This is a genomic window from Pimelobacter sp. 30-1 (assembly GCF_018831735.1).
GTDB lineage: Bacteria > Actinomycetota > Actinomycetes > Propionibacteriales > Nocardioidaceae > Nocardioides.
In genome coordinates this window covers 574523-596402 of record NZ_NHTS01000005.1, presented here as the reverse complement: position 1 = coordinate 596402, position 21880 = coordinate 574523, and the positions used below count along the sequence as shown (strand labels likewise).

The 21880-nt window shown below is 74.3% G+C and carries 18 protein-coding genes; 6 read left to right on the top strand and 12 right to left on the bottom strand.

Translation table 11 applies throughout. From position 1 onward, the window contains the following. Positions 1-1470 (top strand): ATP-binding protein, encoded by a 1470-nt coding sequence (locus CCO04_RS14355; RefSeq protein ID WP_215814804.1) that lies wholly within the window; start codon positions 1-3, stop codon positions 1468-1470. Here CCO04_RS14355 and CCO04_RS14350 read toward each other — a convergent pair. Continuing rightward, entirely contained in the window at positions 1467-1871 is a 405-nt protein-coding gene (locus tag CCO04_RS14350; RefSeq protein ID WP_215814803.1) for a hypothetical protein, read from the bottom strand. The genes CCO04_RS14355 and CCO04_RS14350 overlap by 4 nt on opposite strands. Before the next feature lie 45 nt (positions 1872-1916). Here CCO04_RS14350 and CCO04_RS14345 point away from each other — a divergent pair, with 45 nt between their 5' ends. Continuing rightward, on the top strand, positions 1917-2696 hold the full coding sequence (locus CCO04_RS14345; protein WP_215814802.1) for an inositol monophosphatase: 780 nt from the start codon (positions 1917-1919) through the stop codon (positions 2694-2696). Between the two features lie 8 nt (positions 2697-2704). Here CCO04_RS14345 and CCO04_RS14340 read toward each other — a convergent pair whose 3' ends face one another. The 4 genes from CCO04_RS14340 to CCO04_RS14325 form a co-directional block, all read right to left on the bottom strand. Further along, entirely contained in the window at positions 2705-3157 is a 453-nt protein-coding gene (locus CCO04_RS14340) for a hypothetical protein (RefSeq protein ID WP_215814801.1), read from the bottom strand. Next, positions 3154-9264 (bottom strand): DUF11 domain-containing protein, encoded by a 6111-nt coding sequence (locus CCO04_RS14335; protein WP_215814800.1) that lies wholly within the window; start codon positions 9262-9264, stop codon positions 3154-3156. Before CCO04_RS14335 ends, CCO04_RS14340 begins: the two co-directional genes overlap by 4 nt. 216 nt (positions 9265-9480) lie before the next feature. Then, positions 9481-10935 (bottom strand): LCP family protein, encoded by a 1455-nt coding sequence (locus tag CCO04_RS14330; protein WP_308281218.1) that lies wholly within the window; start codon positions 10933-10935, stop codon positions 9481-9483. A 169-nt stretch (positions 10936-11104) separates the two neighbouring features. Next, positions 11105-12070 (bottom strand): threonine/serine dehydratase, encoded by a 966-nt coding sequence (locus tag CCO04_RS14325; RefSeq protein ID WP_215814799.1) that lies wholly within the window; start codon positions 12068-12070, stop codon positions 11105-11107. Positions 12071-12158: 88 nt separating this feature from the next. Here CCO04_RS14325 and CCO04_RS14320 point away from each other — a divergent pair, with 88 nt between their 5' ends. Beyond that, positions 12159-13040, top strand: a complete 882-nt coding sequence (locus tag CCO04_RS14320; RefSeq protein WP_215814798.1) for a LysR family transcriptional regulator — start codon at positions 12159-12161, stop codon at positions 13038-13040. Here CCO04_RS14320 and CCO04_RS14315 read toward each other — a convergent pair. Beyond that, positions 13030-13536, bottom strand: a complete 507-nt coding sequence (locus CCO04_RS14315; protein ID WP_215814797.1) for an acyl-CoA thioesterase — start codon at positions 13534-13536, stop codon at positions 13030-13032. The genes CCO04_RS14320 and CCO04_RS14315 overlap by 11 nt on opposite strands. Before the next feature lie 23 nt (positions 13537-13559). On the opposite strand from CCO04_RS14315, the gene CCO04_RS14310 reads away from it, so the two are divergent. Both CCO04_RS14310 and CCO04_RS14305 read left to right on the top strand, forming a co-directional pair. Further along, entirely contained in the window at positions 13560-14780 is a 1221-nt protein-coding gene (locus CCO04_RS14310) for an LCP family protein (protein ID WP_215814796.1), read from the top strand. A gap of 8 nt (positions 14781-14788) precedes the next feature. Continuing rightward, positions 14789-15655, top strand: a complete 867-nt coding sequence (locus tag CCO04_RS14305) for a crotonase/enoyl-CoA hydratase family protein (protein WP_215814795.1) — start codon at positions 14789-14791, stop codon at positions 15653-15655. 19 nt (positions 15656-15674) lie between these two features. Here CCO04_RS14305 and CCO04_RS14300 read toward each other — a convergent pair whose 3' ends face one another. From CCO04_RS14300 to CCO04_RS14275, 6 genes are all read right to left on the bottom strand, one after another. Further along, the gene (locus tag CCO04_RS14300) at positions 15675-15818 is read right to left on the bottom strand and encodes a DUF1059 domain-containing protein (RefSeq protein WP_215814794.1); all 144 of its coding nucleotides are present in this window, start codon (positions 15816-15818) and stop codon (positions 15675-15677) included. Positions 15819-15962: 144 nt separating this feature from the next. Beyond that, positions 15963-16529, bottom strand: a complete 567-nt coding sequence (locus CCO04_RS14295) for an LPXTG cell wall anchor domain-containing protein (RefSeq protein ID WP_215814793.1) — start codon at positions 16527-16529, stop codon at positions 15963-15965. Positions 16530-16609: 80 nt separating this feature from the next. Continuing rightward, positions 16610-17365 carry a class E sortase gene (locus tag CCO04_RS14290; protein WP_215814792.1) on the bottom strand — a complete coding sequence of 252 codons (756 nt, stop codon included), beginning with the start codon at positions 17363-17365 and terminating at the stop codon, positions 16610-16612. Positions 17366-17428: 63 nt separating this feature from the next. Next, entirely contained in the window at positions 17429-17944 is a 516-nt protein-coding gene (locus tag CCO04_RS14285) for a hypothetical protein (RefSeq protein WP_215814791.1), read from the bottom strand. Between the two features lie 176 nt (positions 17945-18120). Then, a complete protein-coding gene (locus tag CCO04_RS14280) occupies positions 18121-18627 on the bottom strand; it encodes a YceI family protein (protein ID WP_215814790.1) in 507 nt (168 codons plus the stop codon). Next, the gene (locus tag CCO04_RS14275; RefSeq protein WP_215814789.1) at positions 18624-18965 is read right to left on the bottom strand and encodes a hypothetical protein; all 342 of its coding nucleotides are present in this window, start codon (positions 18963-18965) and stop codon (positions 18624-18626) included. Before CCO04_RS14275 ends, CCO04_RS14280 begins: the two co-directional genes overlap by 4 nt. Positions 18966-19097: 132 nt before the next feature. Between CCO04_RS14275 and CCO04_RS29495 the strand changes: the two genes are divergently transcribed. After that, a complete protein-coding gene (locus CCO04_RS29495; protein ID WP_215814788.1) occupies positions 19098-21863 on the top strand; it encodes an AAA family ATPase in 2766 nt (921 codons plus the stop codon). Positions 21864-21880 lie beyond the last annotated feature (17 nt).

Genomic DNA, 21880 nt, shown 5'->3' with positions numbered 1-21880 from the left:
ATGCCGGACACCGACGACGCACCCCGGCTCTCGGACATCGGGGGCTACGGCCGCTTCCTCCTGCGCTCCATGTCCCAGCGGGCGCGGGCTGCGGACCAACCGACCTTCCGCGCCGTGGTGGGCGACCACCTCGGCGTACCGACCGACGGGCTGGCGGTGGTCCGCGAGGAGTGGCCGTCGTACGAGCACGTCAACGTGCAGGCCGCCCTCGACGCGGTGCTCGCCGAGGACCCGGGCGCCCAGGTGCTCGGGATGACCGGGCACCGGCACCACGGCCCCTTCGGGCTCGCCGAGCTGATCGGCGACGACCCGCACCAGGCGCAGTACGGGCCGCGCCCGGGCAACCTCACCCGGACCGCGCTGCCCAGCGGACCCGGCGGCGCCACCCGGGAGTGCCTCCAGGCGGCGATCCTCCTGCTCGGCAGCGGTACGACGGCGTGCGCGCTCCTGGTGCTCGGGCCCGACGACGAGAGCGGCCGCCGCCAGCTCAGCGTCGAGCTCGTCGCCGCGGACCCGGCCCACGCCGAGGTCCTCGGCCGGCGGCTGCGCGAGGAGGCGCTGGCCCGCAACGTCTACCGCGGCCAGGTCGTCTCGTTCGGCGCCAGCATGTTCGGCGAGCGCGGCTCGCTGCTGCGCTTCCACGAGCGCCCCACGATGACGGCCGACGAGCTCGTGCTGCCCGCGGCGACCTTCGCCGACCTGCGCCGCCAGGTGGTCGGCGTGGCCCGCAACAGCGCCCGGCTCCGGGCGGCGGGCCAGCACCTCAAGCGCGGGCTGCTGCTCTACGGACCGCCGGGCGTCGGCAAGACCCACTCGGTGCGCTACCTGATCAGCGAGCTGACCGACACCACCGTCGTCGAGCTGACCGGCGACACGCTGCCCGCGATCCGCGAGGCCTGCTCGATCGCCCGGGCGCTCCAGCCCGCGATGATCGTGGTCGAGGACGTCGACCTCATCGCCGAGGAGCGCAGCCACTACGGCGGCGAGACCCCGCTGCTGTTCACCCTGCTCAACGAGATGGACGGTCTCGACGAGGACGCCGATGTCGTCTTCCTGCTCACCACCAACCGGGCCGACCTGCTCGAGCCTGCGCTCGCCTCACGACCCGGCCGGGTCGACCAGGCCGTGCACATCGACCTGCCCGACCGGGAGTCGCGGCGCCGGCTGGTCGAGCTCTACCGCGGCGGGCTCGACCTCGACCTGAGCCGGCTCGACGACGTCCTCGACCGCACCGACCAGGTCACCGCGTCGTTCCTCAAGGAGCTGCTGCGCCGCGCGGCCGTGGTCGCCGCCGAGCGCACCCCGGCCGAGGACGGACCGCTGCGCGTGGCCGCCGACGACCTCGACAGCGCGCTGGCCGACCTGCTCGACACCCGCAACCAGATGACCCGGGCGGTGCTGGGCTTCGGGGGCGGCGCGCCTCGCGACGGCTCCTCGCCCGAGGACGACTCCTCGCTCGACGACGACTAGAGGTCGGCGAGGTCGTCGGGCACCAGGAGCCCGTCGGGGTCCAGGCGCGGCGGCACGTTGGCGAGCGCCACCTGGACCAGCGCGGTGCGGGCCTTGACCACCACCGCGCGCTTGAGCCGGCCGAGCTCGTCGCCGACCAGGGAGACCACGACCTCCTCGACCTGGGCGTCGGTGTAGGTCGGCCGGGTGCCGGGCGCGACGTCGACGTCGGGCAGCGCGACGAGGATCGGCAGGATCTGGTTGCCGAGCGCGTCGAGCACCTGGAAGCGCTGGTAGCGGTCCATCTCGTCCCACACCGTGTCGATGTCGACCCCGCGCTTGCGGACCTTGCGGTCGGCGGCCACGACCTGCTTGGCCGCGCCGGTCAGGGCCGCGGTGAGCTCGTGCTCGGTGAATCGCATGGCCCCAGGGTAGGTGGCGTGCGTCGCACCACTACCGTGGCACCCGTGGACACCGCTGCTGTGCTGAGGCTCCTCCAGGACGTCGCCGCGGAGGTGATCACCCCCCGGTTCCGCCAGCTCCGCGACGACCAGGTCAGCGAGAAGAACCCCGGCGACCTCGTCACCGTGGCCGACCACGAGTCCGAGGTGCTCATCACCGCGGCCCTCCAGGCGGCGTACCCCGAGGCGCTGGTGCTCGGCGAGGAGGCGATGGCCGCCGACAAGACGCTGCTCGACCGGTTCGCCGACGCCGAGCACGCCTTCACCGTCGACCCCGTCGACGGCACCAAGAACTTCGTCAACGGCTCCCCCGACCACGCCGTGATGGTCGCCGAGGTCCGCGGCGGCGAGGTCACCCGGGGCTGGATCTGGCAGCCGCAGCACGAGACGTCGTACGTCGCGGAGCGGGGCGCGGGCGCCTGGCGCAACGGCGAGCGGCTCACCGTCACCACCGGCGCTACGGCGCCCTACCGCACCGCCCGGCGGACCTGGGTCGGCCGCGACCTGGCCGGGCTCGGCACCCTGCAGCTGACCTGGGCCTGCTGCGGCGTGGACTACCCGCACCTGATCGCCGGCGACGCCGCGGCGCTGCTCTACAACCGCAGTATGCCGTGGGACCACCTGCCCGGCTCGCTCATCCTCACCGAGGCCGGCGGCGCCATCGGCCGCCACGACGGGACGCCGCTGACCCCGCGCCGGCTCGACGGCGGGATCGTCGCGGCGCCCGACCGGGCGACGTACGACGCGGTGGTGGCCTCGCTGGCCGACCCGCACTCGCTGCAGTAGCCCTCGGGTCAGCCGACGCCGCGCAGCACGCAGCGCAGCTCGCCCTGGACGGGCAGGTCGACGCCGACCTGCCAGTCCGCGCGCTCGCCGGCCGGGACCGTGACCCGGGTCCGGCCCCAGGCGACCACGGTGGCCTGGTCGGTGGTGAAGAAGACCGAGATCACGAACGTCTGGTCCCGCGCCTTGACCGCGGCGGCCGTGCCCGAGGCCGCCCACCCGCCGTCGGTGGCCGCGCAGCCGGTCATCTCGACCGCGGCGCGCTTGGCCGGCCGGTTCGGGACCTCGGCCGGGATCCTGACCCCGCGCGGCTTGGTGGTGCGCTCAGCCGGCGGATCGGTGGCGTGCGCCGAGGCCTCCGCGCGGCGCGGCTCACCGCCCTCGCCCGCGTCGTCCGCGCTGCACGCGGCCAGCGCGAGCGCCAGCGGCAGTGCGGCAGCGAGCAGCCGGGCCCGGCCCCTCACCTGCGCCCCCCTCGCCGGCCGAGCAGCAGCGAGCCGCCGATCGCCACGAGCGCCAGTCCGCCGGCGAGGAGCAGGCCGGAGGGGCCGCCGGTGTCGGGCAACCCGGCAGCGGCGGCCGGGGGCGAGGTCGGCGCCGCGGGCTTCGGGGACCCCGGGGGCTCCGGGCTGTCGGGCCGGACCGCGGGCGTGGTCGTCCGCGACGGCGACGAGGTCACGGCGCCGCCGTCGCCCTCCCCCGCGGATCCCTGGGCGGTGGCGACGTTGACGATCACGCCCTTCTCGGCGTCGGCCGCGCTCACCCGGTAGGGCTCGGCCGCGCGGCAGGTGATCTCCTCGCCGGGAGCCAGGGTGGTCTGCTCGCAGACCACCCGGCCGACCATCGGGTCCTCGACCCGGAGGTCGCGCAGCGTGACGTTGCCGGTGTTGGTGAGGGTGAACGTGAAGATGATCGACTCACCGACGTCGGCCTTGGCGTTGGCGTTGGCGTCGCGCAGGTCGGCGTGCTTGACCAGGTCCAGGCCGGGGCGGCGCGTGATCGGGGTGTCGGTCTCGGCGTCGGGCGAGTCGACGCTCCCGCCGGCGGGCGGGCGGCCCGTCGCGTGGGCGACGTTGTGGACCCGGCCGGCGTCGACGTCGTCCTGGGTCAGCACGTACGGCGCCGCCGAGCACGTCGTGGCGGCACCCGGCGCCAGGCTGGTCTGCTCGCAGGTCACCGCGCCGACCAGCGGGTCGGCGACCTCGATCGCGGTGAGCGGCACGTTGCCGGTGTTGGTGACGGTGAAGCTGAACGTGATCGTGTCCCCGGCGTCGATCCGGCCCGAGTCGTTGGTGTCCTCGGGGGCGGCGGCGGTCTTCACCAGGTGCAGGGCGGGCGCGGGCGTCGCGACCGGGGTCGACGTACGGCCCTCGTTGGAGCGGACCGCGCCGCGGTCGGGGTCGGTGCCGTCGGCGACGGCGACGTTGTCGACCCGGCCGGCGCGCTGGTCGTCCGCGGTGATCACGTAGGGCTCGTCGGCCGTGCAGGTCGTCGAGGCGCCCACCGCGAGGCGGTCCTCGGCGCAGGTCACCGCGCCCACCAGCGGGTCGGCGACCCGCACCCCGGTGAGGGGCACGTTGCCGTTGTTGGTGACGGTGAACGTGTAGCGGATCGTGTCGCCCGCGCTGACCAGGCCGTCCCCGTTGACGTCGGTCGGTACGCCGGCCTCCTTGACCAGGTGCAGGCTCGGCGCCGGGCGGGTGACCGGGGTCGAGGTGCGGTCCTCGTTGGAGGGGACCGCGCCGTCGTCGGGGTCGGTCCCGCCCGCCGTCGCGGTGTTGTCGGCCGCACCGCCGGCGACGTCGGCCGCGGTGATCACGTAGGGCCGGTCGGTGGTGCAGGTCGCGACCTCACCAGGCTCCAGGCGGGTCGGGTCGCAGGTGATCGTGATCCCGGCGTCGCGCAGCTTGGCGTCGGTGATGCTCACCTCGCGGACCGGGACGTTGCCGGTGTTGGTGACGGTGAAGGTGTACTGGATGGTGTCGCCCGCGTCGGTGATGCCGGACCCGTTGACGTCGACCGGCGTCCCGGCCTCCTTGTCGAGCGCCAGGCGCGGGTCGGGGGTCTGCACCGGCGTCGAGGTGGAGTCCTCGTCGGAGACCACCTCCTCGTCGCCGGGGTCCGTGCCGTGCGCGGTGGCGACGTTGTCGACGACGCCGGCCCGCTCGTCGGCCTCGGTGATGAAGTAGCGGCGGTTGGTCGTGCAGACCGCCGTCTCACCGGGCGCGAGGACGGTCGGGCGACAGGTCACGACGATGCCGACCCCGTCGAGCAGGTCGTCGGCGATCCGTACGTCGCGCACCGTCACGTTGCCGGTGTTGGTCACCGTGAAGCGGTAGCCCAGCGCGTCACCGGCGTCGGTGAGGCCGGACTCGTTGAGGTCGTGCGGGGCGCTGACCTCCTTGTCCAGGCTCAGCGTCGGCTGCTGCGGCAGGGGCGTGCGGGTGCGGGCCTCGTCGGAGGTGACGGGGGCGCCGTCGGGGTCGGTCCCACCCGCGGTGGCGACGTTGGCCACGGCGCCGCGGTCGACGTCGGCCTGGGTCACCTCGTAGTCGGAGTCGGCCGTGCAGGTAGCGACCTCACCAGGCTCCAGGCGGGTCGGGTCGCAGGTGATCGTGACCCCCGCGTCCTGCAGCGTGGGGTCGGTGATGGCCACCTCGCGGACCGGCACGTTGCCGGTGTTGGTGACCGTGAACGTGAACCGGATCGTGTCGCCCGCGTCGGCACGGCCCGAGCCGTTGGCGTCGACCAGGTCGCCGGCCTCCTTGACCAGCGCGAGGCGCGGGTCGGGGGTCTGGACCGGGGTGCTGGTCGCGCTCTCGTCGGAGGCCACCGGAGCGTTGTCGGGGTCGGTGGCCCGGGCGACGGCGACGTTGTCGACCGAGCCGCGGGTCTCGTCGGCCGCGGTGATCTCGTAGGGCCGGTCGGCGCGGCAGGTGGTGACCGCACCGGGCGCCAGCGTCGTGGCCGCGCAGGTGATCGGGATGCCCTGCTCGCGCAGCAGCGCGTCGTCGAGGTGGACCAGCGAGAGCGGCACGTTGCCGGTGTTGGTGACGGTGAAGGTGAACTGGATCGTGTCCCCGGCGTCGGTCAGGCCGGAGCCGTTGACGTCGGTCGGCGTACCGGCCTCCTTGACCAGCTCCAGGCGCGGGTCCGGGGTCTGCACCGGCGTCGTGGTCGAGCTCTCGTTGGAGTCGACCGGGCCGGCGTCCGGGTCGGCCGGGTCGGTGCCGCGGGCGCGGGCCACGTTGACAACGGCGCCGGCCTCCTCGTCGTCCTCGGTGATCACGTAGACCTCGTCGGCCACGCAGGTGGTCGACGCCGCCGGCGCCAGCGAGGTCGCCTCGCAGGTCACCGCACCCACCGTGGGGTCGACGATGCGCAGGTCGGTGATCGGGACGTTGCCGGTGTTGGTGACGGCGAACCGGAACCGGATGTAGTCACCGGCGTCGGTGATCCCGGAGCGGTTGACGTCGCGCGGGGTGTCGGCCGTCTTGACCAGGCTGAGCTGCGGCGCGGCGGCCACGACCGGCGTCCGGGTGGAGTCCTCGGGCGAGCGCACGGGCTCGCCGTCGGGGTTGGCGGCGGTGCCGGTCGCGGTGTTCTCGGCCGCGCCCGCGGCCTCGTCGTCCGCGGTGATCACGTAGGGCCGGTCGGTGGTGCAGGTCGCCGTCTCGTCGACCTGCAGCGTCGTCGGGTCGCAGGTGATCGTGATCCCCGCGGCGGCCAGCCGGGGGTCGGCGATGGCGACGTCGAAGACCGTCACGTTGCCGGTGTTGGTGACGGTGAACGTGTACCGGATGGTGTCGCCGGCATCGGTGATCCCGTTGCCGTTGACGTCGACCGGGGCGGCCGCGACCTTGTCCATCTCGATCGCCGCCGCGCCCTCCTCGGTGGGCGTGGAGGTGGCGTCGGGGTCGGAGGCCACCCGCGTACCGCTCGGGTCGGCGCCCGCGGCGGTCGCGGTGTTGTTGACCACCTCGGCGGCCGCGTCGTCGGCCGTGATGACGTAGACGTCGTCGGCCGTGCAGCGCGCCACCTCCTGGGGCGCCAGCGTCGTCGGGTCGCAGGTGATGGTGATGCCGGCGTCGGTCAGCATCGGGTCCTCGATGACGAGGTCGTCGATGGTCACGTTGCCGGTGTTGGTGACGGTGAACGTGTACTGGATGGTGTCGCCCGCGTCGACGATCCCCGAGCCGTTGGCGTCGACGGGGTCCCCGGCCTCCTTGACCAGCGCGAGCGACGGGTCGGCCGACTCGAGCGGGATCGCGACCTGCGAGGGCCCCGACTCGGTACGCCGTCCGGTCGCGGAGTTGCCGCGCGCGGTGGCGACGTTGTCGGCGCTGGCGTCCGCCTCGTCCTCAGCGGTGATGGAGTAGACGCTGTCGGCGGCGCACCGGGTCGACTCACCGGGGTCGAGCGCGGTCGCCTCGCAGGTGATGGTGATCCCGGCGGCGGCGAGCTTGGGGTCGTCGACGACGACCTGGCGGATCGGCACGTTGCCGGTGTTGGTGACGGTGAACGTGTACTGGACGGTGTCGCCGGCGTTGACCAGCCCGTCCTGGTTGACGTCGACCGGCGTCCCGGCCTCCTTGACCAACGTCAGGCGCGGGGCGGGGGTGTCGACCGGCGTGCGCGTCGAGTCCTCGTCGGAGCGCACCTCACCGTTGGCCGGGTCCTCCCCCACGGCGACGGCGGTGTTGACCACCTCGCCGGCGTTCTGGTCGGCGGAGGTGATCACGTAGGGGTCGTTGGCCCGGCACGTGGCGACCGCGCCGGGAGCCAGGGTGGTCGGGTCGCACGTCGTGGCGCCCGCCTTGGCGTCCTCGACCGCCACGTCGTGGAGGGTGACATTGCCGGTGTTGGTGACCGTGAAGGTGTACTGGATGGTGTCGCCCACGTCGACCAGGCCGGAGCCGTTGGCGTCGACCGGGGTCTCGGCGTGCTTCTCCAGGCTCAGGCTCGGGGCGCCCTCGATCGGGGTGCTGGTGGAGTCGTCGTCGCTCACCGCGGGCAGGTTCGGGTCGACCGGCCGGCCGCGCACCGTCGCGGTGTTGTCGACCACGCCCGCGTCGACGTCGGCCTGGGTCAGCTCGTAGGGCTCGGCCGTGCAGGTCACCTGACGGCCCGGCGCGACCTCGCCCGGCGGGCAGGTGACCGTGCCGACCTTGGGGTCGGTGATGACCGGCGCCTGGAGCGGGACGTTGCCGGTGTTGGTGACCACGAAGGTGTAGGTGATGGTGTCGCCGACGCGGTGGCCGCTCGGCGTACCGGCCTGCTTGTCGAGCTCGATCGCGGGACGCAGCGGCACGTTGCTGAAGGTGCAGACCACGTCGGCGCCGCGGCTGCCGCCGTCGGGCATCGCGAAGCTGCCGGAGGTGCCCTGGCCGCTGGCGACGACCGACTGGTCCGTCTCGTTGACGCAGCGCCACGAGCGGGCGTAGCCGTTTCCGGCGCCGGCCCCCGACTCGCTGATCGTGTACGTCGTGCCCGCCAGCGCGAGCACCGGTCCGGCGTACTCCTCGGGCTCGGCGTCCTGGAGCCCCGAGTCGTCACCGCGGGTGGTGCCGGTGTTGCCGCGCGCGATGCCGCCGCCGGTGACGGAGAGGTCGACCTGCTCGCCGGGGTTGGCCCGGCCCTCGGGGAAGTTCTTCTTGACCACGATCGTGCTCGGCTTGGCGCAGGAGGCGAGGTCGACCGAGGCGGAGTCGGACATGTCGACGAAGCTGACGACCTGCCCGGTGGTCGGGTGCACCCGGAACAGCCGGGTGGTGCCGGCGAGGTAGAGGTAGCCGTCGCCGCCGAAGGCCAGGCCGTTGATCGCGCCCGAGGTGTTGATGGTCGTCAGGGTGGTGGTGGTCGGGTACTGCGGGGAGGGCTGCGCCGTGGTCGGCAGCAGGTCGTCGACGACGAAGAGCCGGCTCTGGGACTGCGAGCCGACCGAGAAGTAGGCCCGGCCGGCGCCGTCGAAGGCGAAGTCGCCGTTGGTCGAGCCCTGGGCGCCGACGCTGTTGATCTGGGCGACCTGGCCCAGGTAGGTGCTGCCCGCCGGGTCGTAGCCGTAGATCGCCATGTCGGCGGTGCCCGGGATGACGCCGGCGAAGTAGTAGATCCCCGTGCGCGGGTTGACTGCGCCGTGGGTCGGCGACGACGCCATCGCCGAGGACAGCCCGGTCGCGGGGTTGGTCGTCGTCTCGGACGCGGCATCCCAGCGGTAGATGTTGAGGCCCTGGTTGGCGCCGCTGCCGACGTACCGGACGCTGTAGGCGGTGCGCCCGTCGCCGGAGAAGCCCAACCCGTTGAGGATCCCGCCGCTGGAGCTGAACGCCCCGACCGTGGTGAGCGCCCCGGTCGCGGTGTTGACCCGGCGGATGTCGAACGGCGCGTTCTGGCCCTTCTCGGAGTAGACGGTCGAGCAGTCGAAGGGCGGCGCCGCCGCAGCGGCGGCCGGCACCGGCGCGGGCGCGGCGAGGGCGGGCGCGGAGCCCGCCCCGAGGCCGACGGCGAGGAAGGCGCTCAGCAGCACCGCGGTGCACAGGAGCGACCACGAGGCGGCGTTCCGGTTCGTCAAGGGCCCGGCCTTTCGCGGCAGGAAGGCAGGCAGAGCTCACCGAGGGGCGGGCGCCGTGGGCCCGGCCTGGGGTGAGGGAGCGGAGCGACGGTGCTCACGTACGGCGCCGTGGGAAGGATGCAAGGGCGGAGGACGGCTCCGCCACCGCAGACCGGGGAACGTGCGCAAATCGTCGATCAGCGCGGCGCGCGGCCGCTCAGCGACCGGTCGGGAGGGTCAGCAGGCGGCGGCGACGTCGTCGCTCTGGTTGGCCGCGTAGCCGTCGTTGCGCGAGCCCAGCGAGCCGCCGGTGACCTTCTGGCCGCCGGCCTTCTTCTTCTTGGCCGTGGCGGGCTTGTGCTTGCCCTCGGCCTGGTCGATGGCGTCGGAGATCATCGCGCGGACCTTGGCGATGTCCGGCTTGGCGGTGTTGATCTGCGGCGGGACGAGCGAGACGCTCGAGACCTTCTGGTCCTTGGCGCGCAGGCCGAGCTGGGCGAAGTCGCCGAGCGCGCCACCGGGGATGTCGGTCTTGATCATCGCCGTGGAGGCCTTGGCGATCTCCTGGAAGTTGACCAGCGCCTGCTGCGGGCTGAGCTGGGTGAGCATCGCGCTGAGGACGCACTTCTGGCGGGCCATCCGCGAGTAGTCGTCGGAGCCCTCGCGCGCGCGGGCGAACCAGAGCGCGTCGTGGCCGTCGAGCTTGCGCTTGCCGGGCTCGATGTAGCCGGTGACGTCCTTGCCGAGGCCGCCGACCGGGATCCGGTCGCGGACGTTGAGGGTGACTCCGCCGAAGGCGTCGACGAGGCGCTCGAAGCCGCGCAGGTTGACCATCACCCAGTAGTTCATCCGCAGCCCGGTGATGCCCTCGACCGCCTGGACGGTGGCGTCGATCGTCGGGTGCTCCGAGCCCTTGAACAGGTTCTTGTGGTCACCGGCCCAGGTACCGACGCCGTTGAGGTAGCAGCCGTCGCAGCTGTAGCCGTCGGGGAACTGCTTGGCCATGACGCTGCCCTTGCGGAACGGGAAGTTCTGCATGTTGCGGGGCAGGCCGATCATCACCGTACGGCCGGTCTGGGCGTCGATCGAGGCGACGGTCATCGAGTCCGGGCGCAGGCCCCAGCGGTCGGTGCCGGAGTCGCCGCCGATGAGCAGCACGTTGTAGCGCCCGTCGTGGGCCGCGCCGAGGTCGCCGCTGGTGAACATGGTCAGGAAGTCGCGCTGGACGGCGGCGAGGTGGGCACCGAAGAGCATCGCGCCGGCCACCGAGAAGCACAGGATGCCGTTGACGCCGACGACCGCGCGGCGGTGCGGCAGGCGCAGGCTGAGCGGCTGGCCCAGCCGCCAGGCATCGACGAAGAGCGCCGCCCAGGCGATCGCGCCGATGATGAGGTAGAGCCGGATGACGAGCATCGCGGTCGGGTTGAGCGCGAGGTCGAGCCCGAAGCCCGGGTTGAGGTAGGTCCAGCCGCCGACCACGAGGACGGTGAGGAGCGAGCCCAGCCAGACCCGGACCGCGATCCGGCCGATCTGGCGGTTGCCGGCGACGAGCTGGGCCGAGCCCGGTACGACGAGCGTGAAGCCCATCAGCGTCAGCGCCCGCCGGAAGCGCACCCGTGCCGCGCGGTCGTCGACGCCGACCGGGGTCGGCGCCCAGCGCTCGGGCGCAGCCTCGTCGTGCGGAGCCCGCACCCCGTCGTGAGTACGACGGCCGGTCCCGCCGGGGCGGCGCCACCGGGCCCGTATCCGCGCGTCGCGACGCTCGCGTCGTCGCGCGTCGGCGGATCCGGGCTGCTGCACCCGACCAGTATCACCAGTCCCACACGTCACTCCGGTCGCGACGCGCCGCGATCGGCCAGGCTCAGGCCGCGACGGCGAGCCCGGCGATCCGGGCGATCTCGTCGACCGAGGCGTTGCCACCGGTGCACATCACCGCGACGGGGCCCGGTCCCGCGGGCCAGTCCTGCGCGGCCCGGGCGCCGGCGAGCGCGGCGGCGCCGGCTCCCTCGGCGAGCGTGTGCGCGCAGGTGGCGAGCAGCCGGGCCGCCTCGTCGATCTCGGCGTCGTCGACCAGGACGAAGTCGTCGAGCCGGTCGCGGAGCACCTCCTGGGTGCGCGGGTAGCCGGTCGTCGTGGCCAGGCCGGCGGCCCGGGTGGTCGCGGGCGCGGTCTCGATGGTGCCGCTGCGCCACGAGCGCCAGCCGGCCGGCGCCGCGGACGACTGCACGCCGATCACCCGGCAGCCCGGGGCGAGCGCGTCGCGGGCCAGGCAGGCCCCGGCCGCGCCGGTGCCGCTGCCGACGGGGACGAAGACGGCCGCCAGGTCGGGCGCCTGGCCGAAGAGCTCGAGGTAGGCGGTCGCGTGACCCAGCACGATCCGCGGGTCGGTCGGGCAGACGAAGGCCGCGCCGCTCGCGGCCGCGAGACCGCGCGCGTGCTCGGCCGCCTCCCCCAGGCTCGCGCCGACCAGCACGACCTCGGCGCCGAGGGCCCGCACCGCGTCGCGCTTGGACGCGGGGGCATCGGCGGGCATCACGATCGTCGCCCGGACGCCGGCCAGGCGGGCGCCGTACGCGACGGACTGGGCGTGGTTGCCGGTCGAGCAGGTGACCAGGCCGTGGGTGCGCTCCTCGTCGCTGAGCCGGGCGGCGAGGTGGACCCCGCCGCGGACCTTGAAGGCGCCGGTCGGCAGCACGTTCTCGTGCTTGACCAGCACCGCCCGGCCGGCGAGCGCCTGGTCGAGCAGCGGGTGGGCCTGCAGGGGCGTGGCGGGCAGCTCGCGGCCCACGACCTCGGCGGCGGAGAGGACGTCGTCGAAGCGCAGCATGCGTCCATCCTCGGCGGCCGGGCACTCATCGGTCCAATAGTTCTTTTCGAGCGTTTCCATCGATGCCGTCGAACAGTAGGCTGCGCCCATGATCGACCTGCGCCGGCTCGAGGCCCTCGTCGCCGTGCACCGGACCGGTTCGGTCTCAGGTGCCGCGGCGGCGCTGCACTACGGGCAGCCGACCATCTCCCACCACCTGCGCCGGCTCGAGGCCGAGACCGGGGCGGTGCTGCTCCAGCGGGTCGGCCGCGGCGTCCGGCTCACCCCCGAGGGCGCGCTCCTGGCCCGCCGCGGCGAGGAGGTGCTCGGCCTGCTCGCCCGGGCCGAGGCCGAGCTGGCCGCCGCGACCAGCCTGCAGTCGGGACGGGTCCGGCTCGCGGCCTTCCCGTCGGGCGCCGCCACCCTCGTCCCGGGCGCGCTGGCCCTGCTCGCGCAGCGGCACCCGGGGATCCGGCTCGACCTGGTCGAGGCCGAGCCGCCCGAGGCCCACGAGCTGCTGCGGGCCGGCGAGATCGACCTGGCTCTGACGTTCGCCTATCCCGACCAGCCCGAGCCCGACCAGATCAGCGTGGTGCCGGTCGTCGACGACCCGCTCTTCCTGGTCACCCCCGCCGACGCCGCACCGGAGGCCACGCTCGCCGACTACGCCGGCAGCGGCTGGATCACCGGCTGCGAGCGCTGCCGGCGCGAGCTGCTCAGCCTGTGCGCCGAGGCGGGCTTCACGCCCGCGATCGCGTTCGCCAGCGACGACTACGTCGCCGTGCAGTCCCTGGTCGCGACCGGGCTCGGCGTGACCGTGCTGCCCGGCCTCGCGCTGCGCGCCCACCAGCACGCCGGGGTCACCCGGCGCCGCCTCGACGCGCACCGCCGCGTCCAGCTCGCGACGTACGGCGCCCCGCCGCGCCCGGCCGCGGTCGACGCGGTCGCCGCCGCGCTCACCGAGGCGGCCGGCGTCGGCGTCAGCCGTTGACCCGGCCGGCCTCGATCTCCTGACGCCGCGCGAGCCGGTGCGCCCGGCGGATCTCGGCCTCGCGGTGGCGCCGGTGGTCCTCGGTGCTCTCCGGCTCCAGCTCCGGCACCGGACGGCCGCGCCCGGCGGCGTCGACCGCGACGAAGACGAAGTAGGCCGAGCCGACGTGGCGCACCTCACCCGCGGCGTCCCAGGGCTCGGTCTCGATCCGGACGCCGATCTCCATCGACGAGGTCCCGACCCAGTTGACCTGGCCGAACGTGCGGATGATGTCGCCCACCCGCACCGGCTCCAGGAACGCCATCTCGTCGAGCGCCGCGGTGACCGCCGGCCCGCCGCTGTGGCGCTGCGCCACGACCCCGGCCGTGGAGTCGGCCAGCTTGACCACCTCACCGCCGTGGATGTTGCCCAGCAGGTTGGCCTGGGCCCGCGAGGTCAGCGTGGCCAGCTCGATGCGGGAGTACGACGGCGTGCGTGCCGCCACGATTTCGCTCACAGGTGGACGGTAGCGTCCTGAGCATGGCAGGGCGTGACGACGGTTCCGGTGGCGACGACTTCGACTGGATGTACGGCTCCTCCGGCGACCCCGAGCCGACCCGGCGGATCCCGGTCCAGCGGCGACCCGAGGCCGCCCAGGGCACCCCGCCTCCCCCGCCGCCCCCGCAGCAGGCGACGCGCCGGCTCCCGCCCCCGCAGCAGTACGACGCCCCCCGCGCCCCCGGCGGCCCGGGCGGTCCCACCGGACCGCGCGGCCCGAGCGCCCCGCCGTCGTACGCCGCCCCGCGGCGCAGCCGCTGGTCGCGCCCGCGCACCTACGTCCGTCTCGTGCTGCTCGCGCTCGTGCTGTGGCTGGTCTACCTCGTCGCGGTCCCGGTCGTGGCGTGGAACCGGGTCGACAAGGTCGCCTTCGAGCCCTCCGGCGAGCGTCCGGCCGACCAGCCGGGCACGACCTACCTGCTCGTCGGCAGCGACTCGCGCGCCGGGCTCTCGCCCGAGGAGCGCAAGAAGCTCCACACCGGCGACGCGGCCTCCGAGCTGACCGACACGATCATGCTGCTCCACACCGGCGACGGGCCGACCACGCTGATCTCGATCCCGCGTGACTCCCCGCTCAAGATCCCCGGCTTCGGGGTCTCCAAGATCAACTCGGCCTACGCCAAGGGCGGCACGCCCCTGCTCGTGCAGACCCTGGAGAACGCGACCGGCGTCCGCATCGACCAGTACGTCGAGATCGGCTTCGGCGGTCTGGTCGGTGTCGTCGACGCGGTCGGCGGCATCGAGATCTGCCCGAAGCAGCGGATCCGCGACAAGGACTCCGGCCTCAACGTCAAGAAGGGCTGCCAGGAGGTCGACGGCACCACGGCGCTGGCCTACTCCCGCGCCCGCAAGTACAGCCCGATCTCCGACCTGGCCCGGGTCCAGCAGCAGCGCGAGGTCGTCGCGGCCGTCGGCGACAAGGTGCTCTCCCCCTGGTCGGTGCTCAACCCGATCCGCTGGTGGAGGCTCAACTCCGCGGTCCCCGACTTCTTCCGCTTCGGCGAGGGCGCCGGCCCGTTCACCGCCGCGAAGTGGGCACTGGCGATGACCAAGGTCGAGAAGTCCTGCACGGTCCCGCTCGCCCGGGCCGACACCACGTGGGACACCCAGCGCGCGAAGCAGCTCTTCGGCAAGGTGATCGACGACAAGACCGACGAGATCACGCCCAAGCTGTGCACCGCGACCGGCCTGGCCGACCGCTGAGGAGCGACATGACCTACGAGACCCTGACCTGGACCGTCGACGAGGACGGCATCGCGACGCTGCTGCTCGACCGTCCCGACGCGCTCAACGCGTTCGACCTGACGATGGCCGGCGAGCTGCTCGAGGTGTTCACCACCGAGGCCCGTGACGACGCGGTCCGCGCGGTCGTGGTCACCGGCGCCGGGCGCGCCTTCTGCGCCGGGATGGACCTCTCCGCCGAGGGCAACGTGTTCGGCCTCGACGAGACGCTGTCCTTCACCCCCGAGGAGTTCCGCGCCGCGTACGACGAGCCGCCGTTCGCCGACGGCGTGCGCGACACCGGCGGCAAGGTCACCCTGGCGATCCACGCGCTGCCCAAGCCCGTGATCGCCGCTATCAACGGCCCCGCGGTCGGCATCGGCGCGACCATGACGCTGGCCATGGACCTGCGCCTGGCCTCGACCAAGGCCCGGATCGGCTTCGTCTTCGGCCGCCTCGGGATCGTCCCCGAGGCGTGCTCGACCTGGTTCCTGCCGCGCATCGTCGGCATCCAGCAGGCCCTGGAGTGGGTCTACTCCGCCGACATCCTCACCGCCGAGCAGGCGCACGCCGGCCGGCTGGTGCGCAGCCTGCACGAGCCCGACGACCTGCTCCCGGCGGCCTACGACCTGGCCCGCTCCTTCGTCACCGACCGCTCGCCGGTCGCGCTCGGCCTGGCCAAGCAGCTGCTCTACCGCAACAGCGCCGCGGCCGAGCCGCTCGAGGCCCACCTGAGCGACTCGCTCGCGATGTACTGGACCTCGATCGCCGACGGCAAGGAGGGCGTCGCGGCGTTCCTCGACAAGCGCGCGCCGCGGTTCACCGGCCGGGCCTCCGCGCTCCCGCCGCTGGGCTGAGCCGGGTGACCCGCGCGGGTCACATCGCCATGAAGAGGATCTCCTCGCGGCTGTACTCCCGCCCCGGGTGCACGGCCGCGAGGTGCTCCTGCACCGTGGCGACCAGCTCGTCGTCGGTGTCGGCGCGCAGGGTGGTGTCGCAGGGGCAGCGCAGCGAGGGCATCACGAACCTCCAGGGATAGAACAGGTTTCTGTTCTGTGCAGCCTACCGCCGCTGCGCCCACCCCGGCGCGGCGTCCGGACGCGGACATGACTCCGGCCGCCCCCGCAGGCAGGGGCGGCCGGAGTCAGGATCCGTGGTGGTGCCTCAGGCGGCGAGGACGCCGCTGCGCCGCCGGCCGTAGCCGACCCCGCCGACACCGGCCGCGACCAGGCCGCCGCCGAGCAGCAGCCAGAGCAGGTCGGGGCCACCGGTGTTGGGCAGACCGTTGTCGTCCTTGTCCGGCGTACCGCCGGCGCCGATCCGGAAGTCGGTGAGCGCCGAGGACGGCAGGAAGGTGTCCGCGTCGTCGGGCGTCAGCGCGGCCCGGGCCAGGTAGGAGCCCTTGGGCAGGCGCGGACCCTCGACCGAGACGACCTGGTCGACGAAGTGGACCGTGGTGGTGAACACCGGCGCGGCGACCAGACCCCGGGCGTTGCGGGCGGCGGAGCCACCGGCAGAGACCTGGATCGCGATGTCGCCCTCGGGCGGCGTCGGGTAGTTGGCGCTCGCGCTGACCTTGAGCGTGATCGGCTTGCCCGGACCGTTGACCACGACCTCGATGTGGGTCTGGGTCGGGATCTTCGGCGAGTACGGATCCGCCGATGCGGCGGCCGTCGGTACGACGACGAACGCCGCAGCCAGTGCCGCGAGCGCGACGAGTTTCCTGAGCACGTGTGCCTCCTTGAACTTTCCCCATGCAACGACCCGAGAGTTCAAGGTGCCGGGCGGTGCACGACCATCCTAGGGGTACGTCAGCCGTTCGTGGGTGTCGTCTCGATCAAGTGTCCGAAAACGACCGACCGGTTGTCGGTGTGGAAGATCTCCGAGCAGGTGAGCAGGGTGATCAGCGAATCGCCCGCGTCGGCCGGTGGCTGGGTGCCGCCGGAGCGCGGGTTGACGGGCTTGGGATCGAGCACCCAGGTCTGCGTGAACGGGATGATCAGGTCCTCGCCGCCGGTGTCGAGGACGTAGGTGTAGGTCGCCTCGCGGGTCTCGACCACGACCTTGTCGCCGGCCCGGAGCTCGGGGAACTTCGCGAACGGCTCACCGTGGGTGACCCGGTGCCCGGCGAGGACGTAGTTGCCGACCTGGCCGGCCTCGGTGTCCTCCATGTGACCCACGCCCGCGGCGAGCACCTCGTCGCTGGCGCCCTCGAGCACCGGGATCGAGTAGTCCTTGCCGAAGCGCGGGACGTGCAGGATCGCGGTGGCGTTGCCGAAGTCGGTGCGGATGACGTCCTGACCGTCACCCCAGCCCTTCTCGATCGCCTGCCGGACCTGGTCCTGGCGCTTGTGCGACTGCCAGTTGGTCCCCCAGAACTGCCAGGCCACCCAGGCCAGGATCGCCACGCCCGCCAGGATCAGCCCGCAGCCGAACCAGAACGAGATGCGCCGCCGGGTCGACGGCTTGGCGGCCGTGGCCGTGCCACCGCCGGCCGTGCTCCCCGGTCGCGAGCGTCGCCGGCGAACCCGCTCGGGCTCCCCGTCCGGCAGGTCGGTCTGCGTCATCAGTCCCCTCCTCGGGACCCGTCGGAGGGCCCCACCCCATCCAACGCGACGCAGCCGCTGGTGTCACGCCCGGCGGCGTCCCACCTCCACCAGCCCGCCGCCCGCGGCGACGAGACCCAGCCCGGACAGGAGCACGAGCAGGGACGGGCCACCGGTGTTCGGCAGTCCGTCCGGCGGCGGACCGTGGTCCTCGCCGCCGATGCCGAAGGGCGCCTCGTCGCGGCACCCGGTGTAGCGGTTGCCCTGCGGGGTGAAGCGCACGCGCGCGGTGTGCTTGCCCGGCTTCATCCGCGGGCCGACGATGCGCAGCGGGGCGCCGTCGTAGGCGACGGTCGTCGACCACGGCTCGGAGTTGAGGGTCAGCCGGACCGTGCCGCGCGGGTCCTGGCCGTCGGAGGCCTCGACACGCACCCGCACCACGACCCGCTGGCCCACGACGGCCGCGGGCACGCTGACGTGGCAGCTCGTCGGCACCTTGGGCGAGTACGGATCGGTGTCCGCCCGGGCGGCGCCCGGAACGCACAGAGCCACCACGAGGAGCGCGATGACCGCGCTCGCCAGCACCAGAAGTCGACGCATCGAACCCCATCTCCCCGAAAGACGTAACAGGGACGGCCCCCCACCGCCCGAACAGAGGCGAAACCACTGGCTCAACGCGGTCAGGTGATCTGGGTTACGTCGAAAATCGTCATTTCGCGAACTCAACTCGGTTTCTGCGTGCGTGAATCTGGTTCGTTTGCTAATGCACGTCCGGCTCAGGGGTGCAGCCGGAGCGTCAGGTCGACCTCCAGGTGCACCGTCCGGCCGATCACGAACGACGGGACGCGCATCCCGAGCGGGCTCCGGTCCAGGTCCCCCGTGACGTGGACGACGACCTGCCCGGCGCCGTGCTCGGCGACCCGCACGGCGAGGTTCAGCGGCGCCGAGCCGCCGCAGGCGCGCAACCGGGCCCGGGCCTGCCAGCCGTCGGGCGTGGGCTCGACCGCGGTCGTCTCGACCCGCGCCACCGGGTGCTCGTCGGTGCCGAGCAGGCCGGGCGAGCGCAGGTGCGCGTCGCGCCGGGCGAGCCCGGTGTCGATCCCGGCGAGGTCGAGCTCGACGAAGGCGCCGGTGACCGTGCCCGCGTCGTCCACGACGGCGCCGCCGCCGACGAGCGGGACCGTGCCCCGGGTCGTCGTCACCAGCTTGTCGCGCACCCGGAAGCGGGCGCTGCTCGTGCGCGGGTCGAGGCTCCACACCCCGGTCGCGACCGCCGTGCTCACGACGCCACCTCCCCCAGGTGGGCGCAGGCGCCGGTGGCGTCGGCGACGGTGAGCTCGGCGATCCGGTCCGGGCCCGGCAGCAGCGCCGGGTCCTCGCCGGGCAGCAGCGGTGAGGTGGTCACCCGCTCGCGCAGCGTGGCGAGCGCCGCGGCGTCCCGGGCGAGGACGACGATCGCCTGGGCGCCGTCCGGTCCGACCGCGCGGACGGTGCCCACCACGCCCGCGAGGTCGGGGTCGGTGTCGAGCAGCGGCATGATCCGCTGCCGGCTGGCGTGCTCCGCGGCCCGCACCTGCTCCTCGGTGCGCGGCCCGTCGAAGGTCAGGATCAGCATCTGCATGGGGTCCTCCTCAGGTCCGGCGTGCTGGTCGATCTCGGTCCGGCCGACTCTGCGCCGGCGCCGTCCCGCGCGCCTCAGTGCTGGCACGCAGATCCACCACGCAACCGGCGCCCGCGGCGCGATACTGGGCCGGTGAGCGCCGCGGAGGCCTTCGGCCGCGAGCCCCAGCTCGCCGTCCTCGGCGCGCTGCGCGCGGCGGCGCTCGCGGGGCGCGGCGGGCTCGCGGTCGTCACCGGCGAGCCCGGCATCGGCAAGAGCCGGCTGGCCCAGGCGGCCCGCGACGCCGCCACCGACGCGGGCATGACGACGGCCCGGACCTACTGCGTCGACGACCGCGGCGCTCCGCCCCTGTGGCCCTGGCACCGCCTCGCCGAGCAGCTGCCCGGGCTGGCGGCCGCGCTCGACGACCCGGGGTCCGGGGCGGAGCCGGGCGTCTTCCGGCTGGCCGAGCGGGTCCGCCGGGCGCTCGCCGCGGACGGTGCCGCGCGGCCCCTGCTCCTGGTGGTCGACGACCTGCAGTGGGCCGACGCGCCCACCGTCGACCTGCTGCGGCACCTGCTTCCCGAGCTGCCCGGCCTGCCGGTGCTCGTGGTGGCCACGGCCCGCGACGAGCCCGGCCCCTGGACCGGGCTGCTGCGCTCCAGCGCGGTGAGCGTGGTCGAGCTAGACGGGCTGGACCACGACGCGCTCGCGCACTGGCTGCGCCACGAGGCCCCGGCCTGGGAGGAGCACGCCGCCGACCTCCTCGTCGCGACCCACGGCAACCCGTTCTTCGTCCGCAGCCTGCTGAGCACGCCCGCGGGCTCCCTGGACCAGGGCCTCGGCGAGCTGCTCGCCGCGCGGCCGACGCTGCGCGGCCTGCTGACCTCCGGCTTCCGCGCCCTCCCCCACGACGTACGGCGCACGGTCGGTCTCGCCGCCGTCCTCGGCGAGCACCTGCGACTCGACGTCCTGGCCGCCGCGACCGGCCACAGCGACGACGAGGTGGCCGGCCACGTCGGGTCTCCCGCCGCCCGGCACCTCCTCGGCGAGGGCGACGGCACGGTCGCCTTCCGCCACGCACTGGTCCGCGACGCCATCGCCGCCGACCTCGCCCCGGCCACCCGCCGCGCGGCCCACGCCGCCGCCGCGGCGGCCCTGGACGCGACCGGCGATCCCGCCCTGGCCGGCGCCGTGGCCCTGCACTGGCGCGCCGCGGGCGACGACGCCGACGCGGCCCGGCGCTGCTTCGCCGCCGCGCGGGACGCGGCCGTGCACACCGCGGCGCACCTCTCGCCCGGCCAGGCCGCGGACTTCTGCCGACTCGCCCTCGACGTCGCGCCCGGCGACCTGCCCGGCACCGAGCGGATCGCCCTGCTCCTCGACCTCGCCCGCCACGCCTGGGCGGCCGGCCAGCCCCTGCCCGCGCTCGACGCCTGCCGGGAGGGCATCGACCTGGCCGAGGCGGCCGGGGACGCCGCGACGATGGCGGCATTCGCGCTCGTCCCCCAGGGGATGGGCGCCTCGCCGGCCGCGGTGGCCGCGGGAGAGATGAGCCGCCGCGCGCTCGCCGTACTGCCGGAGGGGGCGGTGGCGACCCGGGCCCGGCTACTCGCCCAGCTCGCCGTCACCGCTGCCGAGCAGGCCGCCACCGAGCCCGCCGACGACCTGCCCTCGGCGGACGCGCTCTCCGCCGAGGCCCTCGCGCTGGCCGAGCGCAGCGGCGACCGGGCCGCAGAGCTCGAGGCCGTCGCCGCCCGGCACTTCGCGCTCTGCCACCCGGCCGCACTGGAGGAGCGGGCGGTGCTGGCCGAGCGCGCCGTCGTCCTCGGCCGGTCGGCGGACACCACCATCGGCGAGCTGTGGGGCCACCTGTGGCGGGCCGACCAGGTGCTCCAGCGCTGCCGCCTCGACGAGCTCGACGCCGTCATCGAGGCCGTCGACCGGGTCGCGCAGCGCCGCGGCTCCCCCGTCGCCCGCTGGCACGCGCTGCGGCTGCGCGGGCTGCGGGCCCAGGCGGTCGGCGACTACGACGAGGTGCTCGGCCTGTGCGAGCAGGCGGACGTGATCGCCTTCCAGACCGACGACATCTCGATGATCGGCGTCCAGATGGCGCTGCGCGTCAACGTCGCCCTGGTCCGCGGCACCGCCGACGAGCTGGCGCCCGACCTCGTCGCCGGCCTCGAGCACGCCCCGCCGCTCCCCCTCGTCCGCGCGATGCGGGCACGCCTGCGCTTCGCCCTCGGCGACCGGGCCGGCGCCGAGCGCCAGCACGCCGCCCTCCGCTCGCTCCCGAGCCGGCTCGCGCGCGGCCCGCGCTGGGCCCCGACGCTGGCCATGATCGGCCTGTCCGCGGTCAACCTCGACGACGCCGAGACCGCCCGCACCGTGCACACCCTGCTGCTGCCGATGAGCGGCCACGGCGCGGCCGACGGCAGCGGCGGCCCCTACTTCGTCGGCAGCGCCGACTGCTGGCTCGGCCTCTTCGCCCGCACGTACGGCGACCGGTCCCGCGCCGCCGAGCACTTCCGCACCGCGATCGAGGTCGACGACCGGATGGGCGCCCGTCCCGCCGCCGCCGTCGACCGCCTCGAGCTCGCCGACCTCCTCGCCGCCGCGCACCCTGCCGAGGCCCACGACCTGGCCCGCACCGCGGCCGCCGAGCTCGCCGCCCTCGACCTGCCGGGGCCGCTGCGGCGCGCGACCGCGCTCATCGCCGGCACGCGCGCCGTACCGGCGGGGTTGACCGAGCGCGAGTGGGAGGTCGTCCAGCTCGTCGCGACCCCCAAGACAAACCAGCAGATCGCCGACGAGCTCGTGCTGTCGGTGCGCACGGTCGAGACCCACGTGCGCAACGCGCTGGCCAAGCTCCAGCTGACCTCGCGGACCGAGCTGGCGGTGTGGGTGCACCGGCGCTGACGGCGGCGTGCTGTCGG